The sequence below is a fragment of the Streptococcus mitis genome, from assembly GCF_002096755.1.
GTDB lineage: Bacteria > Bacillota > Bacilli > Lactobacillales > Streptococcaceae > Streptococcus > Streptococcus mitis_AC.
The window spans coordinates 32,553-48,779 of the sequence record NZ_NCVF01000023.1; the positions used below are offsets into that span (position 1 = coordinate 32,553).

The window sequence follows — 16,227 nt, forward strand, 5'->3', positions numbered from 1 at the left end:
AAGAAAATTTCAGGTTTTCGTGATATAATAGAAGTCTGTATATAAGGAGGTAAATCATGGAGTTAGTGCATGGAATTTCAACACATTTTATCCAATCAAAAAAGTTTAAAACGAACAAAATCACCGTGCGTTTTACCGCTCCATTATCTCTTGATACGATTGCAGGTCGCATGTTGAGTGCGAGTATGCTAGAGACTGCTAATCAGATGTATCCTACTGCTCAAGATTTGAGAAAACATTTGGCCAGTCTATATGGTACAGATATGTCAACCAATTGTTTCAGAAGAGGGCAAAGTCATATTGTAGAATTGACATTTAACTATGTTCGTGATGAGTTTTTAAGTAAGAAAAATGTGCTAACTTCTCAGGTTTTGGAACTTTTAAAAGAAACTCTTTTTTCCCCCGTAGTAGTTGATAATGGATTTGATCCAGCCTTATTTGAAATTGAGAAAAAACAATTGCTAGCAAGTTTAGCAGTTGATATGGATGATTCTTTTTATTTTTCACATAAAGAATTAGACAAAATATTTTTTCATGACGAACGTCTCCAATTGGAATATAGTGATTTACGAAATCGTATTTTAGCTGAAACTCCACAGAGTTCTTATTCTTGTTTCCAAGAATTTTTGGCCAATAATCGAATAGATTTCTTTTTCCTAGGTGATTTTAATGAGGTTGAAATTCAAAATGTATTAGAATCATTTGGCTTTAAAGGTCGAGAAGGGGATGTGAAGGTTCAGTATTGTCAACCTTATTCCAATATCCTGCAGGAAGGTATGGTTCGGAAAAATGTGGGACAATCTATTTTGGAATTAGGTTATCATTGTCCTTCTAAATATGGTGATGAGCAATATTTACCCATGATTGTAATGAATGGTTTACTTGGTGGATTTGCTCACTCTAAACTATTTACAAATGTCCGTGAAAATGCTGGATTGGCTTATACTATTTCAAGTCAGCTCGATTTGTTTAGTGGATTCTTGAGGATGTATGCTGGCATTGATCGAGAAAATCGGAATCAGGCTCGAAAAATGATGAATAATCAACTGCTTGATTTAAAAAAAGGTTATTTCACAGAGCTTGAGCTAGAGCAGACCAAGGAAATGATTCGTCGGTCTTTGTTGCTTTCTCAAGATAATCAAGGTTCATTGATTGAACGTGCTTATCAAAATGCCTTACTTGGAAAATCTTCAGCAGACTTTAAAGGTTGGATTGCAAAACTCAAGCAAGTTGACAAAGATGCTATTTGTAGAGCAGCTAATAATGTGAAACTACAAGCGATTTACTTTATGGAAGGAATAGAATGACAAAGGTTGTTTTTGAAGAAAAATACTATCCAGCTGTAAAAGAAATGGTTTATCGAACTCGTTTGGCCAACGGATTGACAGTTGCTCTTTTGCCTAAAAAGGAATTTAAAGAGGTTTACGGGAGTGTCACTGTTCAGTTTGGTTCGGTAGATATGCTTGTCATAGAAGTTGACGGAGATGTAAAAGAATATCCTGCGGGAATTGCTCATTTTCTTGAACATAAATTATTTGAGAGAGAAGATGCTAGTGATTTGATATCGGCTTTTACGAGTCTAGGTGCAGATAGTAATGCCTTTACAAGCTTTACAAAAACAAGCTATCTTTTTTCAGCAACGGATTATTTTTTAGAAAATTTAGACTTACTTGATGAATTGGTAACATCAGCACATTTCACCGAAGATTCGATTCTGAGAGAGCAGGATATTATCCAGCAAGAACGGGAAATGTATCAAGATGATCCAGATTCGTGTTTATTCTTTTCAACTCTAGCGAATTTATATCCTGGCACACCTTTAGCAACGGATATAGTTGGAAGCGAGGAGTCCATTTCCCAAATCAATCTAACTAATTTACAAGAAAATTTTACAAGATTTTACAAATCTGTAAACATGTCTCTGTTTTTAGTTGGTAATTTTGATGTGGAACGAGTACAGGACTATTTTGAAAGCAAAGAACTGAAAGATTTAGATGTTCAGGATGGAGCAAGAGAAAAGTTTGTTTTACAGGCTGTAAAGCAAACAGACAGTATGAGAATGGAAGTATCTTCTCCTAAGCTAGCGATTGGGATTAGAGGTAAGCGAGAAGTTGCTGAAGCGGATTGCTATCGACATCATATTTTATTAAAATTATTATTTGCAATGATGTTTGGTTGGACTTCGGATCGTTTTCAAAAACTATATGAATCAGGTAAAATTGACTCTTCCTTATCTCTGGAAGTTGAAGTAACAAGTCGCTTTCATTTTGTTATGTTGACAATGGATACAAAAGAGCCAGTTGCTTTATCTCACCAGTTTAGGAAGGCTATTCGTAATTTCACAAAGGATTTAGATATTACAGAGGATCATTTAGATATTATCAAAAGAGAGATGTTTGGAGAATTTTTCAGTAGCATGAACTCTCTTGAATTTATTGCAACGCAATATGATGCTTTTGGACAGGGTGAGACAATTTTTGATTTGCCGAAAATTTTACAGGAAATTACTTTAGAGGATGTCCTTGATGCTGGACATCATTTAATAGATGATGGTGATATAGTTGATTTTACAATATTCCCATCGTAGAGATCTATCATAATCGATACTAGAAAGAAGGAATGACAAGTATGAGGAAAAAAACAATTGGTGAGGTTTTACGTTTAGCTAGAACCAACCAAGGGTTGACTTTAGAAGAATTACATAAAAAAACAGAAATTCAGTTGGATATGTTGGAGGCAATGGAAAATGATGATTTTGATCAACTTCCTAGTCCATTTTATACTCGTTCTTTTTTGAGAAAGTATGCGTGGGCAGTTGAACTTGATGAGCGAATTGTCTTGGATGCTTATGATTCTGGGAGCATGATTACTTATGAGGAAGTAGATGTTGATGAAGAGGAGTTGGCAGGTAGGAGACGCTCAAGTAAGAAAAATAGGACATCATTTTTACCTTTATTTTATTTTATACTCTTTGCCCTATCGATTGTAATATTTGTGACTTATTATGTTTGGAATTATCTCCAGACTCAACCGGAGCGTTCGTCTGCGTCTAGTTATAGTGTGGTCCAAGCAACAAGCTCGACTAGTTCTGTAACTTCATCTTCAAGCAGTAGTTCATCAAGTAGTTCTTCAAGTATAGAACCTGCTATAAGTGTATCAGGTGAAGGAAATAGAGTAGAAGTTGCTTATAAAACGAGCAAGGAAACTGCAAAATTACAATTATCAGTCTCAGATGCTAGAAGTTGGGTTAGTGTTTCAGAAAGTGATCTTGAGGGTGGTGTGACCTTATCACCAGATAATAAAAGTGCGGAAACAACAGTTTCAACAAAAAATCCTGTGACCATTACTTTAGGTGTTGTCAAAGGTGTTGCTTTAACAGTAGATAATCAGACTGTTGACTTATCGAAATTAACAGCTCAGACTGGAAAAATCACTGTAACCTTTACTAAAAATTAAGGAAAAACGAATGAAAAAAGAACAAATTCCCAATCTCTTAACAATAGGTCGAATTCTCTTTATACCTATTTTTATCTTTATTTTAACGATAGGAAATTCGCTAGAAAGTCATATAGTAGCAGCTATTATATTTGCTATTGCCAGTATTACAGATTATTTAGATGGATATTTAGCTCGTAAATGGAATGTGGTCAGTAATTTTGGTAAATTTGCAGATCCTATGGCGGATAAGCTACTAGTTATGTCTGCTTTTATTATGCTGATTGAGTTAGGTATGGCTCCAGCTTGGATTGTTGCAGTGATCATCTGTCGTGAGTTGGCTGTGACAGGTTTAAGACTTTTATTAGTTGAAACTGGTGGAACAGTTTTAGCAGCAGCAATGCCTGGAAAAATTAAAACTTTTAGTCAGATGTTTGCCATTATTTTCTTGCTATTACATTGGACTTTGCTTGGTCAAGTTCTACTTTATGTAGCCTTGTTTTTCACTATCTACTCTGGCTATGATTATTTCAAGGGTAGTGCCTATGTATTTAAAGGGACATTTGGTTCGAAATGAAATCAATAATTGATGTAAAAAATCTTTCTTTTCGCTATAAGGAAAGTCAGGAATACTATGATGTAAAGGATATTACGTTTCACGTGAAACGTGGAGAATGGCTTTCGATTGTAGGGCATAATGGTAGTGGTAAATCAACGACGGTTCGCTTAATTGATGGCTTACTGGAAGCAGAATCCGGAGAGATTGTAATTGATGGTCAACGGTTGACTGAGGAAAATGTTTGGAATATACGTCGTCAAATCGGTATGGTTTTTCAAAATCCAGACAATCAATTTGTTGGAGCGACTGTTGAAGATGATGTTGCTTTTGGTTTGGAAAATCAGGGTCTTTCTCGTCAAGAAATGAAAAAGAGAGTGGAAGAAGCTCTGGATTTGGTTGGCATGTTGGACTTTAAAAAGAGAGAGCCAGCGCGTCTATCAGGTGGCCAAAAGCAACGTGTGGCCATTGCAGGTGTTGTAGCCCTAAGACCAGCTATTTTAATCTTAGATGAAGCAACGAGTATGTTGGATCCTGAGGGTCGTAGAGAACTGATTGAGACAGTAAAAGGAATTCGAAAAGACTATGATATGACGGTCATTTCCATTACCCATGATTTGGAAGAAGTTGCCATGAGTAATCGTGTATTGATCATGAAAAAAGGGGAAATTGAATCAACCAGTAGTCCAAGAGAACTTTTCTCTCGTAATGATTTAGATCAAATTGGATTAGATGATCCTTTTGCCAATCAATTAAAACATTCTTTGAATCAGAATGGCTATGATTTGCCTGAAAATTATTTGACAGAAAGTGAGCTAGAGGATAAACTATGGGAATTGCTCTAGAAAATGTGAGTTTTACGTATCAAGAAGGGACTCCCTTAGCTTCAACAGCTTTGTCAGATGTTTCTTTGACGATTGAAGATGGTTCTTATACGGCCTTAATTGGCCACACAGGTAGTGGTAAATCAACTATTTTACAACTTTTAAATGGTTTATTGGTGCCAAGTCAAGGAAGTGTACGAGTTTTTGATACCTTAATCACCTCGAATTCTAAAAATAAAGATATTCGTCAAATTAGAAAACAGGTTGGCTTGGTATTTCAATTTGCTGAAAATCAGATTTTTGAAGAAACGGTTTTGAAAGATGTTGCTTTTGGACCGCAAAATTTTGGAGTTTCTGAAGAAGATGCGGAGCAGATTGCGCGTGAGAAACTGGCTTTGGTTGGAATTGATGAATCACTTTTTAATCGTAGTCCGTTTGAGTTGTCAGGTGGACAAATGAGACGTGTCGCCATTGCAGGCATACTTGCCATGGAACCAGCCATATTAGTCTTAGATGAACCCACAGCAGGCCTAGATCCTCTGGGAAGAAAAGAGCTGATGAATTTGTTCAAAAAACTCCACCAGTCAGGGATGACCATTGTCTTGGTAACGCATTTGATGGATGATGTTGCTGAATATGCGAATCAAGTATATGTGATGGAAAAGGGATGTTTGGTGAAGGGCGGTAAACCAAGTGATGTCTTTCAAGATGTTGTCTTTATGGAAGAAGTGCAGTTGGGAGTACCTAAAATTACGGCCTTTTGTAAACGATTGGTGGATAGAGGCGTGTCATTTAAACGATTACCGATTAAGATAGAGGAGTTCAAGGAGTCGCTAAATGGATAGTATGATTTTGGGGCGTTATATCCCAGGGGATTCGATTGTTCACCGATTGGATCCACGTAGCAAATTACTAGCTATGATGCTACTGATTTTAATCGTTTTTTGGGCTAATAATCCCTTGACGAATTTAATTCTTTTTATAGCGACAGGGATCTTTATTGCCTTGTCAGGAGTATCTCTTTCATTTTTTATTCAGGGCTTGAAATCTATGTTTTTCTTGATTGCCTTCACAACTATTTTTCAACTGTTTTTCATTTCTAATGGGAATGTTTTATTTGAGTTTTCGTTTGTGAGAATCACAGATTATGCTTTGCAACAAGCTGGAATTATCTTTTGTCGCTTTGTATTGATTATTTTCTTTTCAACTTTGTTAACCTTAACTACCATGCCCTTAAGTTTGGCATCAGCTGTCGAAGCTTTATTAGCACCTTTAAAGCGTGTGAAAGTTCCAGTTCATGAAATTGGATTGATGCTATCTATGAGTTTGCGTTTTGTTCCGACCTTAATGGATGATACGACGCGGATTATGAACGCACAGAAAGCGCGTGGAGTGGATTTTGGTGAAGGAAGCATTGTTCAAAAGGTGAAGGCTATGATTCCCATTTTGATTCCTCTTTTTGCGACAAGTTTAAAACGTGCAGATTCCTTGGCTATCGCTATGGAAGCGCGTGGTTATCAGGGGGGAAAATGCAGAAGTCAATACCGACAACTGAAATGGACTAGAAAGGATACGCTGACCATTCTTGTTATTATCGTACTTGGTTGTTGCTTATTTTTCTTAAAATCTTAGTAGCTTTCAGGAATTGATAAAAAATTACTGTAACAGTTTTTGATATGAAGGTAGGGATATGAACCGTTTTAAAAAATCAAAATATGTCATTATTGTTTTTGTCACTGTTTTGCTTGTGTCAGCTCTCTTAGCGACGACTTATTCAAGTACAATTGTGACAAAATTAGGCGATGGAATCTCATTGGTTGATAGGGTTGTACAAAAACCTTTTCAGTGGTTTGATTCTGTCAAATCAGATTTGGCTCATTTGACACGAACTTATAATGAAAATGAGAGTTTGAAGAAACAGATTTACCAATTAGAAGTGAAATCAAATGAGGCGGAAAGTTTAAAGACGGAAAATGAACAACTGCGTCAATTGCTTGATATGAAGTCCAAGTTACAAGCCACAAAGACTTTATCAGCAGATGTAATTATGCGTTCTCCGGTATCTTGGAAGCAGGAATTGACCCTGGATGCAGGCAAATCAAAAGGGGCTTCTGAAAACATGTTAGCCATTGCAAATGGTGGTTTGATTGGGAGTGTCTCAAAAGTAGAGGAGAATTCTACTATGGTCAACCTTCTGACAAATACGGAAAATGCTGATAAGATTTCTGTTAAAATTCAACATGGTTCTACTACAATTTATGGGATTATTGTTGGCTATGACAAGGAAAATGAAGTTCTCAAAATTAGTCAATTAAATGGTAGTAGCGATATTAGTGCAGGAGATAAGGTGACCACTGGTGGACTAGGAAACTTTAACGTTGCTGATATTCCTGTTGGTGAAGTGGTTGCTACAACGCATAGTACGGACTACTTGACACGAGAAGTAACTGTTAAATTGAGTGCAGATACTCATAATGTGAATGTGATAGAATTAGTGGGGAATTCATAATGAGACAGTTGAAGCGAGTTGGAGTATTTTTATTGCTTCCTTTCTTTGTTCTAATTGATGCCCATATTAGCCAGCTTCTGGGCTCATTTTTCCCCCACGTTCAGTTGGCTAGTCATTTTCTATTTCTGTTTCTCTTATTTGAGACGATTGAAGTATCAGAGTATTTCTATTTAGCTTATTGTTTTGTAGTGGGTTTGGTTTATGACATTTACTTTTTCCACTTGATAGGGATTGCAACTTTGTTGTTCGTCTTGTTGGGAGTATTTCTCCATAAATTTAATAGTGTTATTTTATTGAATCGTTGGACGAGAATGTTGGCAATTATTGTCATGACTTTTCTATTTGAGATGGGAGCTTATATACTTGCATTAGTGGTAGGTTTAACTGTGGATGGTATGTCTTTATTTATAGTCTATAGTTTAGTACCATCCATGATTTTAAATCTTGTGTGGATGATTATTTTTCAGTTTATTTTTGAAAAGATTTACCTATAAGAAAGAAATAAAAATGTAACAAAGGCGTAATATTCATTAGGCCTTTTTTTGGTATACTAGTAGTGTCTTTAAAAGAAGGAGTATCTACGAAATATGAAGAAAAAAATCTTAGCGTCACTTTTACTAAGTACAGTAATGGTTTCTCAAGTAGCTGTTTTAACAACTGCGCATGCAGAAACGACTGATGACAAAATTGCTGCTCAAGATAATAAAATTAGTAACTTAACAGCACAACAACAAGAAGCCCAAAAACAAGTTGATCAAATTCAGGAGCAAGTATCTGCTATTCAAACAGAGCAATCAAACTTGCAATCTGAAAATGATAGACTACAAGCAGAATCTAAAAAGCTTGAGGGTGAAATTACAGAACTTTCTAAGAATATTGTATCTCGCAATGATTCATTGCAAAAACAAGCTCGTAGTGCTCAAACAAATGGAGCTGCAACAAATTACATCAATACAATTGTAAACTCAAAATCAATTACAGAAGCTATTTCACGTGTTGCTGCAATGAGTGAAATCGTATCTGCAAACAACAAAATGTTGGAACAACAAAAAGCAGATAAAAAAGCTATTTCTGAAAAACAAGTAGCAAACAATGATGCGATTAATACAGTTATTGCAAATCAGCAAAAACTAGCTGATGATGCTCAATCATTAACTACAAAACAAGCTGAGTTGAAAGCTGCAGAATTGAATCTTGCTGCTGAAAAGGCTACTGCAGAGGATGAAAAAGCAAGTTTACTTGAGAAAAAAGCTGCAGCGGAAGCAGAAGCTAAAGCAGCTGCAGAAGCAGAAGCAGCCTACAAAGCTAAACAAGCAAGTCAACAACAAACAGTAGTTGCTTCTGGAAATACAACTTTTACAGCAGAAGTTCAAGCAGTATCTAGTTCATCTGAATCATCTTCAAGCTACACTCCTGCACCAGTAAAACATCGTCCAACATACAGTACAAACGCTTCAAGTTATCCAACTGGTGAGTGTACATGGGGAGCTAAAACATTGGCACCTTGGGCTGGAGATTACTGGGGTAATGGGGCACAGTGGGCTACAAGTGCAGCTGCAGCAGGATTCCGTACAGGATCTACACCTCAAGTTGGTGCTATTGCATGTTGGAATGATGGTGGATATGGACACGTAGCCGTGGTTACAGCTGTTTCATCATCAACAAGTATCCAAGTATCTGAATCAAACTATGGTGGAAATCGTACAATCGGAAATAAACGTGGTTGGTTCAATCCTACTACAACTTCAGAAGGTTTTGTAACATATATCTATCCAAACTAATGAATAAAACGAAGAGGCTCGATTTGAGTCTCTTTTATGATTTATATAGTTAACTTACTTTAAAAATCTACTAAAATCGCTTGAAAATATTGAAAAAGTATGGTAAAATGAAAACTGTCGTGTGAACGATAATACTCATTCTTGATGAATTGTGAAACAGTTGCCTTTGGGTCGTTTTGCGAGTTGAAGTCAAGAAGAGGAAAAAAACAAAAAGGAGAAATACTCATGGCAGTAATTTCAATGAAACAACTTCTTGAGGCTGGTGTACACTTTGGTCACCAAACTCGTCGCTGGAACCCTAAGATGGCTAAGTACATCTTCACTGAGCGTAACGGAATCCACGTTATCGACTTGCAACAAACTGTAAAATACGCTGACCAAGCATACGACTTCATGCGTGATGCAGCAGCTAACGATGCAGTTGTATTGTTCGTTGGTACTAAGAAACAAGCGGCTGATGCAGTTGCTGAAGAAGCAGTACGTTCAGGTCAATACTTCATCAACCACCGTTGGTTGGGTGGAACTCTTACAAACTGGGGAACAATCCAAAAACGTATCGCTCGTTTGAAAGAAATCAAACGTATGGAAGAAGATGGAACTTTCGAAGTTCTTCCTAAGAAAGAAGTTGCACTTCTTAACAAACAACGTGCACGTCTTGAAAAATTCTTGGGTGGTATCGAAGATATGCCTCGTATCCCAGATGTTATGTACGTAGTTGACCCACATAAAGAGCAAATCGCTGTTAAAGAAGCTAAGAAATTGGGAATCCCAGTTGTAGCGATGGTTGACACAAATACTGATCCAGATGATATCGATGTAATCATCCCAGCTAACGATGACGCTATCCGCGCTGTTAAATTGATTACAGCTAAATTGGCTGACGCTATCATCGAAGGACGTCAAGGTGAAGATGCAGTAGCAGTTGAAGCAGAATTTGCAGCTTCTGAAGCTCAAGCCGATTCAATTGAAGAAATCGTTGAAGTTGTAGAAGGCGACAACGCTTAATTCATATAAATAGTAATTACCTAGGAGGGCGGGGCTTAGCCCAGCTCTCCTATTTTTAAAAAATATAGGAGAATCAAAATGGCAGAAATTACAGCTAAACTTGTAAAAGAGTTGCGTGAAAAATCTGGTGCCGGAGTTATGGACGCTAAAAAAGCGCTTGTAGAAACAGACGGTGACATCGAAAAAGCGATTGAATTGCTTCGTGAAAAAGGTATGGCTAAGGCAGCTAAGAAGGCTGACCGTGTTGCTGCAGAAGGTTTGACTGGTGTTTATGTTAACGGTAATGTTGCAGCAGTTATTGAAGTAAATGCTGAAACTGACTTCGTTGCGAAAAACGCTCAATTCGTTGAATTGGTAAATACTACAGCTAAAGTTATTGCTGAAGGAAAACCTGCTAATAATGAAGAAGCACTTGCTTTGACAATGCCTTCAGGTGAAACTCTTGAAGCTGCATATGTATCTGCAACAGCAACTATCGGAGAAAAAATCTCATTCCGTCGCTTTGCTTTGATTGAAAAAACAGACGCACAACACTTCGGAGCTTACCAACATAACGGTGGACGTATCGGTGTTATTTCAGTTATTGAAGGTGGAGACGAAGCACTTGCTAAACAATTGTCAATGCATATCGCAGCGATGAAACCAACAGTTCTTTCTTATAAAGAATTGGATGAGCAATTCGTTAAAGATGAGTTGGCACAATTGAACCACGTAATCGACCAAGACAATGAAAGTCGTGCAATGGTTAACAAACCAGCTCTTCCACACTTGAAGTATGGATCAAAAGCTCAATTGACTGATGATGTTATTGCTCAAGCTGAAGCTGACATCAAAGCTGAATTGGCTGCAGAAGGCAAACCAGAAAAAATCTGGGACAAAATCATCCCAGGTAAAATGGATCGCTTCATGCTTGACAACACTAAAGTTGACCAAGCTTATACACTTCTTGCGCAAGTATATATCATGGATGACAGCAAGACAGTTGAAGCATACCTTGAATCAGTTAACGCTTCAGTAGTTGAGTTTGCTCGCTTTGAAGTTGGTGAAGGTATCGAAAAAGCTGCAAACGACTTCGAAGCTGAAGTTGCAGCTACAATGGCAGCAGCCTTGAATAACTAATAATAAAAAGGAAGCACTTTAGCTTCCTTTTTTCTATGCAGTAGATTCCTATAGGGAAAGAATTCTACTTTTCAAGATATAAATAAAAAGCCCTATAAAAAGGGCTAAGTGCATTTAGGAGACTACACTTCAAATTCATAAAGTGCTGTAGAGAGATAACGTTCACCGTTATCTGGTGCTAGAGCAAGAACTTTTTTACCTGTACCTAATTTCTTGGCAACCTCGATGGCTCCGTAGATAGCTGCAGCTGAAGAAATCCCTACAAGAAATCCTTCTTTTCCACCAATTTCACGGCCGAGTGCGAGAGCATCGTCTGATGTTACACGAACGATACCATCATAGGCTTTTGTATCAAGTGTATCAGGAATAAATCCAGCTGAGATACCTTGAATTTTGTGAGGGCCAGGTTTTTCACCAGATAGAATAGCAGATTCATCTGCTTCTACCGCAAAAACTTGAATGCTTGAATTTGCTGTTTTGAGGGCATGAGAAACACCAGAAATTGTTCCACCGGTACCAACTCCAGTAACAAAGGCATCTAATCCATCTTTACCGAAAGTAGCTAATATCTCAGCTCCTGTTGTTCTTTCGTGTACTTCTGGATTAGCTGGATTGTCAAATTGAAGAGGAAGGAAACCATCACGTTCAGCAGCGATTTCTTGAGCCTTAGCAATAGCACCTTTCATTCCTTCGCTACCAGGAGTGAGGATGAGTTCAGCGCCATAGGCTTGGATAATCTTACGGCGTTCTACACTCATAGTTTCAGGCATAACAATGACAACTTTATACCCTTTAGCAGCACCTACCCATGAAAGTCCAATACCAGTGTTTCCACTTGTTGCTTCAACAATTGTAGAACCTGGTTTCAGAGTACCGTCTTGTTCAGCTTTTTCAATCATGCTAAGAGCAATACGATCTTTTACAGAAGAACCAGGGTTGAATGCTTCAAGCTTTACATAGACGTCCGCAGCCCCTTCTGGCACGATGTTGTTAAGTTTAACAATCGGTGTTTGTCCGATTAGTTCAGTAATGTTGTTATAAATAGCCATAATACACCTCTTTGTATAAGATATTTCTAGTATAACGCTATCTATACCATTTGTAAAATATAGAAATCCTATCGAAGTGATAGGATTTTTTTATATCATAGGTCTAAGCCGTTAATTTTCAAGCGATTGTGATAAGCTAATTCTAGTAAATAGGTGTAAAGTGGAACGATATCCGTTTTCTTAGGAAATTCAAATTTATGGGAACTAAAATGCTCATTATGTGCTTTTAGAAAGACATTTTCTAAATAAGTAATAGTAATTTCACTATCATCTATACCTGCTCCTGCAGTTTCCATTTCAACGTTAACAATGTTCATCAAAAAGATTGATTTAATAGACATCTTACGACCGGTAGCGCCTTGTTTATCTGTAAAGATAATACGTATATTTGTAAATATAATTGAGTCACGAATCAGTTTATATCCACTTTGAATTTCTTCATTTTCTAGTAGATATTGTCCATATTCTTTGATAAGAGTTTCTTTGTTTTGCTCGCTAAAGTTACCAGCGAGTCCTTGAATGAATTTACCAAATGCCATATTTTTCTCCTTTATTTACACTAAGTTTACAGAAACTTCAACTTCTCGTAAACCTTGATCAGTTAAAGTGACTTTTCCATTAAAAAACTCTACAAGTGCAGCTTTAATAGTTTCTTTTTCTTCTTTGTCAACATAAATCATCGTATCGACTTGATCTGTAAAGTTTGTATCCAGTTCCATGAGATTATGTTCCTTAAGGAAGTTACTGTACTCTTGATACTGAGCGTAAGACATTTGAATAGCAATGCCAGCCTGTTCCTTTATTTCAATGATGCCAATTTCTTTGACAGCTAAGGCGACACTACCTGCGTAAGCACGAATCAATCCTCCAGCGCCTAGCTTAATGCCACCAAAGTAGCGTGTCACGACTACACAGACATTGGTGAGATTGTGATTTTCTAGTACTCCAAGCATGGGAACGCCAGCAGTACCACTAGGCTCACCATCATCACTTGTACGTTTAATTTCACTACGCTCCCCAATAATAAAAGCAGAGCAGTTATGCGTAGCTTTGTAGTGTTCTTTTTTGATGGCAGTAATGAAGTCACGAGCCTCTTCTTCGCTATAAACACGCTTGGCATGACAGATAAAGCGGGATTTTTTGATTTCTTCTTGGACTTGTCCGTTCTCTTTAATTGTTCTAAATTCCATGATTTAATTGTACTAAAAAATCATTTAAAGCGCTAGGTTTTTACGAATAAAGAAGTATGAAAGTAAATCCAAATTATCTCGGTCGGTTGTTTACGGAGAATGAATTAACTAAAGAGGAACGTCAGTTGGCGGAGAAACTTCCAGCAATGAGAAAGGAGAAAGGGAAACTTTTCTGTCAACGTTGTAATAGTACTATTCTAGAAGAATGGTATTTGCCTATCGGTGCTTACTATTGTCGGGAATGCTTAATTATGAAGAGAGTTAGGAGTGATCAAGCTTTATACTATTTCCCACAGGAGGATTTTCCGAAGCAAGATGTTCTTAAATGGCGTGGTCAATTAACCCCTTTTCAAGAGAAGGTGTCAGAGGGACTGATTCAAGCAGTAGAGAAGCAAGAGCCAACTTTAGTTCATGCGGTGACAGGGGCTGGAAAGACAGAAATGATTTATCAAGTTGTGGCCAAAGTGATTGATGAAGGTGGTGCAGTGTGTTTGGCCAGTCCTCGCATAGATGTTTGTTTGGAGCTGTACAAGCGCCTGCAAGATGATTTTGCCTGCGAGATATCTTTACTACACGGAGAATCAGAGCCGTATTTTCGAACACCACTAGTTGTTGCGACAACCCATCAGTTATTAAAATTTTATCAAGCTTTTGATTTACTGATAGTGGATGAAGTAGATGCCTTTCCTTATGTTGACAACCCCACGCTTTACCATGCTGTCAAGAATAGTGTAAAGGAGAATGGACTGAGAATCTTTTTAACAGCGACTTCGACAGATGAGTTAGATAAGAAGGTCCGTTTAGGAGAATTGAAACGATTGAGTTTGCCTAGACGATTTCATGGAAATCCATTGATTATTCCTAAGCCAGTTTGGTTATCGGATTTTAATCGCTATTTGGATAAGAATCGTTTGTCACCAAAGTTAAAGTCTTATATTGAGAAACAGAGAAAGACAGTTTATCCGTTACTCATTTTTGCTTCAGAAATTAAGAAAGGGGAGCAATTAAAAGAAGTCTTACAGAAGGAATTTCCGCATGAGAAAATTGGTTTTGTGTCTTCAGTTACGGAAGATAGATTAGAGCAGGTGCAAGCATTTCGAGATGGAGAACTGACAATACTTATCAGTACGACAATATTGGAGCGTGGAGTTACCTTCCCTTGTGTGGATGTTTTCGTAGTAGAGGCCAATCATCGCCTTTTTACCAAGTCTAGCTTGATTCAGATTGGTGGACGAGTTGGGCGAAGCATGGATAGACCGACAGGAGATTTGCTTTTCTTCCATGACGGGTTAAATACTTCAATCAAAAAGGCAATTATGGAAATTCAACAGATGAATAAGGAGGCGGGTCTATGAAGTGTTTATTATGTGGGCAGACTATGAAGGCTGTTTTAACTTTCAGTAGTCTCTTACTTCTGAAGAATGATGTCTCCTGTCTTTGTTTAGATTGTGATTCTACTTTTGAGAGAATTGGAGAAGAGTACTGTCCAAACTGTATGAAAACAGGATTGTCAACAAAGTGTCAAGATTGTCAATTTTGGTGTAAAGAAGGAGTTGAGGTCAGCCATAGAGCGATTTTTACGTACAATCAAGCTATGAAGGATTTTTTCAGTCGGTATAAGTTTGATGGAGACTTCCTTTTAAGAAAAGTTTTTGCTTCAGTTTTAAGTGAGGAGTTAAAAAAGTACAAAGAGTATCAATTTATCGTCATTCCCCTAAGTCCTGAAAGATTGCTCGAGAGGGGATTTAATCAGGTTGAAGGTTTAGTTGAAGCAGCAGGGTTCTCTTTTCAAGACTTACTAGAGAAGAGAGAAGAGCGGGCCAGTTCTTCTAAAAATCGTTCAGAACGCTTGGCAACAGAACTTCCTTTCTTTATTAAAAGGGGAGTCACTATTCCTAAAAAAATCCTACTTATAGATGACATTTACACTACTGGAACAACTATAAATCGTGTGAAGAAACTGTTGGAAGAGGCTGGTGCTGAGGATGTAAAAACATTTTCCCTTGTAAGATGAGGAAAAAATTTGCAAAAATAAAATGAAAGCGTTATAATGAAATCAGAAAAACAAAAATGTTTAGAAAGAAGGTACTCATATGATTAAATATAGTATCCGTGGTGAAAACCTAGAAGTAACAGAAGCAATTCGTGATTATGTAGTTTCTAAACTCGAAAAGATCGAAAAGTATTTTCAAGCTGAACAAGAGTTGGATGCTCGAGTTAACTTGAAGGTGTATCGTGAAAAAACAGCTAAAGTGGAGGTGACGATTCCGCTTGGCTCAATTACTCTTCGTGCAGAAGATGTGTCTCAAGATATGTATGGTTCAATTGACCTTGTAACTGATAAAATTGAACGTCAGATTCGTAAAAATAAAACAAAAATCGAGCGTAAAAATAAAAACAAGGTAGCAACTAGTCAATTATTTACAGATGCTTTGGTGGAAGATACAAATGTTGTCCAATCAAGAGTTGTTCGCTCAAAACAAATTGATTTAAAACCAATGGATTTGGAAGAAGCTATTCTACAGATGGATTTGTTGGGACATGATTTCTTTATCTATGTGGATGTTGAAGATCAGACAACCAATGTGATTTATCGTCGTGAAGATGGCGAGATTGGCTTGTTAGAAGTTAAAGAATCTTAATTTCAATATGTGTAAAGGAAGGTTTACTAGATTGTAAACCTCCTTTTTCTTATAATTGATAGAATTACTGATTACACTTTTAAAAAGTCGCTTTTTGGTGGTTATTATGGTATAATG

The 16,227-nt window shown here is 37.2% G+C and carries 18 protein-coding genes; 15 read left to right on the forward strand and 3 right to left on the reverse strand.

Annotation, left to right across the window (positions count from 1 at the left end; genetic code table 11):
- Positions 1-56: 56 nt before the first annotated feature.
- From yfmF to tsf, 12 genes are all read left to right on the forward strand, one after another.
- The gene (gene yfmF, locus B7700_RS05610) at positions 57-1,307 is read left to right on the forward strand and encodes an EF-P 5-aminopentanol modification-associated protein YfmF (RefSeq protein ID WP_084887675.1); all 1,251 of its coding nucleotides are present in this window, start codon (positions 57-59) and stop codon (positions 1,305-1,307) included.
- Positions 1,304-2,587, forward strand: coding sequence for an EF-P 5-aminopentanol modification-associated protein YfmH (gene yfmH, locus B7700_RS05615; RefSeq protein ID WP_084887677.1), 1,284 nt, complete (start codon positions 1,304-1,306; stop codon positions 2,585-2,587). Before yfmF ends, yfmH begins: the two co-directional genes overlap by 4 nt.
- Before the next feature lie 41 nt (positions 2,588-2,628).
- A complete protein-coding gene (gene rodZ, locus B7700_RS05620; protein WP_084887680.1) occupies positions 2,629-3,456 on the forward strand; it encodes a cytoskeleton protein RodZ in 828 nt (275 codons plus the stop codon).
- 10 nt (positions 3,457-3,466) lie between these two features.
- Positions 3,467-4,012: a CDP-diacylglycerol--glycerol-3-phosphate 3-phosphatidyltransferase gene (gene pgsA, locus B7700_RS05625; protein ID WP_084887682.1), complete on the forward strand. Its 546-nt coding sequence runs from the start codon at positions 3,467-3,469 to the stop codon at positions 4,010-4,012.
- A complete protein-coding gene (locus tag B7700_RS05630) occupies positions 4,009-4,836 on the forward strand; it encodes an energy-coupling factor ABC transporter ATP-binding protein (protein WP_084887684.1) in 828 nt (275 codons plus the stop codon). Before pgsA ends, B7700_RS05630 begins: the two co-directional genes overlap by 4 nt.
- Complete coding sequence (locus tag B7700_RS05635; RefSeq protein WP_084887686.1) at positions 4,821-5,660, forward strand: energy-coupling factor transporter ATPase; 840 nt, start codon at positions 4,821-4,823, stop codon at positions 5,658-5,660. The genes B7700_RS05630 and B7700_RS05635 overlap by 16 nt, the downstream gene beginning before the upstream one ends.
- Positions 5,653-6,447 carry an energy-coupling factor transporter transmembrane component T family protein gene (locus B7700_RS05640; RefSeq protein WP_084862621.1) on the forward strand — a complete coding sequence of 265 codons (795 nt, stop codon included), beginning with the start codon at positions 5,653-5,655 and terminating at the stop codon, positions 6,445-6,447. The genes B7700_RS05635 and B7700_RS05640 overlap by 8 nt, the downstream gene beginning before the upstream one ends.
- A 58-nt stretch (positions 6,448-6,505) precedes the next feature.
- Positions 6,506-7,324, forward strand: coding sequence for a rod shape-determining protein MreC (mreC, locus tag B7700_RS05645; RefSeq protein ID WP_084887688.1), 819 nt, complete (start codon positions 6,506-6,508; stop codon positions 7,322-7,324).
- Positions 7,324-7,818, forward strand: a complete 495-nt coding sequence (gene mreD / locus B7700_RS05650) for a rod shape-determining protein MreD (RefSeq protein ID WP_084887690.1) — start codon at positions 7,324-7,326, stop codon at positions 7,816-7,818. Before mreC ends, mreD begins: the two co-directional genes overlap by 1 nt.
- Positions 7,819-7,911: 93 nt before the next feature.
- The gene (pcsB, locus tag B7700_RS05655) at positions 7,912-9,105 is read left to right on the forward strand and encodes a peptidoglycan hydrolase PcsB (RefSeq protein WP_084887692.1); all 1,194 of its coding nucleotides are present in this window, start codon (positions 7,912-7,914) and stop codon (positions 9,103-9,105) included.
- A gap of 225 nt (positions 9,106-9,330) precedes the next feature.
- Positions 9,331-10,110: a 30S ribosomal protein S2 gene (gene rpsB, locus B7700_RS05660; protein WP_007556349.1), complete on the forward strand. Its 780-nt coding sequence runs from the start codon at positions 9,331-9,333 to the stop codon at positions 10,108-10,110.
- Positions 10,111-10,188: 78 nt separating this feature from the next.
- Positions 10,189-11,229, forward strand: a complete 1,041-nt coding sequence (gene tsf, locus B7700_RS05665) for a translation elongation factor Ts (protein ID WP_084887694.1) — start codon at positions 10,189-10,191, stop codon at positions 11,227-11,229.
- 122 nt (positions 11,230-11,351) lie between these two features.
- Here the strand turns inward: tsf and cysK are convergent, their stop codons facing one another.
- The 3 genes from cysK to B7700_RS05680 all read right to left on the reverse strand — a co-directional run bounded on the left by cysK (position 11,352) and on the right by B7700_RS05680 (position 13,468).
- A complete protein-coding gene (gene cysK / locus B7700_RS05670; protein ID WP_084887696.1) occupies positions 11,352-12,278 on the reverse strand; it encodes a cysteine synthase A in 927 nt (308 codons plus the stop codon).
- A 95-nt stretch (positions 12,279-12,373) separates the two neighbouring features.
- Positions 12,374-12,817, reverse strand: a complete 444-nt coding sequence (locus B7700_RS05675; protein ID WP_049499109.1) for a PH domain-containing protein — start codon at positions 12,815-12,817, stop codon at positions 12,374-12,376.
- 15 nt (positions 12,818-12,832) lie between these two features.
- Entirely contained in the window at positions 12,833-13,468 is a 636-nt protein-coding gene (locus B7700_RS05680) for a YigZ family protein (protein WP_084887698.1), read from the reverse strand.
- Positions 13,469-13,524: 56 nt separating this feature from the next.
- Between B7700_RS05680 and B7700_RS05685 the strand changes: the two genes are divergently transcribed.
- The 3 genes from B7700_RS05685 to hpf all read left to right on the forward strand — a co-directional run bounded on the left by B7700_RS05685 (position 13,525) and on the right by hpf (position 16,110).
- Positions 13,525-14,823 carry an ATP-dependent helicase ComFA gene (locus B7700_RS05685; protein ID WP_084887700.1) on the forward strand — a complete coding sequence of 433 codons (1,299 nt, stop codon included), beginning with the start codon at positions 13,525-13,527 and terminating at the stop codon, positions 14,821-14,823.
- Entirely contained in the window at positions 14,820-15,482 is a 663-nt protein-coding gene (locus B7700_RS05690) for a ComF family protein (protein WP_084887702.1), read from the forward strand. The genes B7700_RS05685 and B7700_RS05690 overlap by 4 nt, the downstream gene beginning before the upstream one ends.
- Positions 15,483-15,561: 79 nt before the next feature.
- Positions 15,562-16,110, forward strand: a complete 549-nt coding sequence (hpf, locus tag B7700_RS05695) for a ribosome hibernation-promoting factor, HPF/YfiA family (protein WP_004255322.1) — start codon at positions 15,562-15,564, stop codon at positions 16,108-16,110.
- Positions 16,111-16,227: the final 117 nt, after the last annotated feature.

Bases quoted from the DNA above. Each gene is read 5' to 3' on its own strand.
- B7700_RS05675 (WP_049499109.1), bottom strand. From the start codon at position 12,817: ATGGCATTTGGTAAATTCATTCAAGGACTCGCTGGTAACTTTAGCGAG.
- B7700_RS05685 (WP_084887700.1), top strand. From the start codon at position 13,525: ATGAAAGTAAATCCAAATTATCTCGGTCGGTTGTTTACGGAGAATGAA.
- B7700_RS05690 (WP_084887702.1), top strand. From the start codon at position 14,820: ATGAAGTGTTTATTATGTGGGCAGACTATGAAGGCTGTTTTAACTTTC.
- B7700_RS05640 (WP_084862621.1), top strand. From the start codon at position 5,653: ATGGATAGTATGATTTTGGGGCGTTATATCCCAGGGGATTCGATTGTT.
- pcsB (WP_084887692.1), top strand. From the start codon at position 7,912: ATGAAGAAAAAAATCTTAGCGTCACTTTTACTAAGTACAGTAATGGTT.
- B7700_RS05630 (WP_084887684.1), top strand. From the start codon at position 4,009: ATGAAATCAATAATTGATGTAAAAAATCTTTCTTTTCGCTATAAGGAA.
- yfmF (WP_084887675.1), top strand. From the start codon at position 57: ATGGAGTTAGTGCATGGAATTTCAACACATTTTATCCAATCAAAAAAG.
- B7700_RS05635 (WP_084887686.1), top strand. From the start codon at position 4,821: ATGGGAATTGCTCTAGAAAATGTGAGTTTTACGTATCAAGAAGGGACT.
- pgsA (WP_084887682.1), top strand. From the start codon at position 3,467: ATGAAAAAAGAACAAATTCCCAATCTCTTAACAATAGGTCGAATTCTC.
- yfmH (WP_084887677.1), top strand. From the start codon at position 1,304: ATGACAAAGGTTGTTTTTGAAGAAAAATACTATCCAGCTGTAAAAGAA.
- rodZ (WP_084887680.1), top strand. From the start codon at position 2,629: ATGAGGAAAAAAACAATTGGTGAGGTTTTACGTTTAGCTAGAACCAAC.
- rpsB (WP_007556349.1), top strand. From the start codon at position 9,331: ATGGCAGTAATTTCAATGAAACAACTTCTTGAGGCTGGTGTACACTTT.
- mreD (WP_084887690.1), top strand. From the start codon at position 7,324: ATGAGACAGTTGAAGCGAGTTGGAGTATTTTTATTGCTTCCTTTCTTT.
- cysK (WP_084887696.1), bottom strand. From the start codon at position 12,278: ATGGCTATTTATAACAACATTACTGAACTAATCGGACAAACACCGATT.
- B7700_RS05680 (WP_084887698.1), bottom strand. From the start codon at position 13,468: ATGGAATTTAGAACAATTAAAGAGAACGGACAAGTCCAAGAAGAAATC.
- hpf (WP_004255322.1), top strand. From the start codon at position 15,562: ATGATTAAATATAGTATCCGTGGTGAAAACCTAGAAGTAACAGAAGCA.
- mreC (WP_084887688.1), top strand. From the start codon at position 6,506: ATGAACCGTTTTAAAAAATCAAAATATGTCATTATTGTTTTTGTCACT.
- tsf (WP_084887694.1), top strand. From the start codon at position 10,189: ATGGCAGAAATTACAGCTAAACTTGTAAAAGAGTTGCGTGAAAAATCT.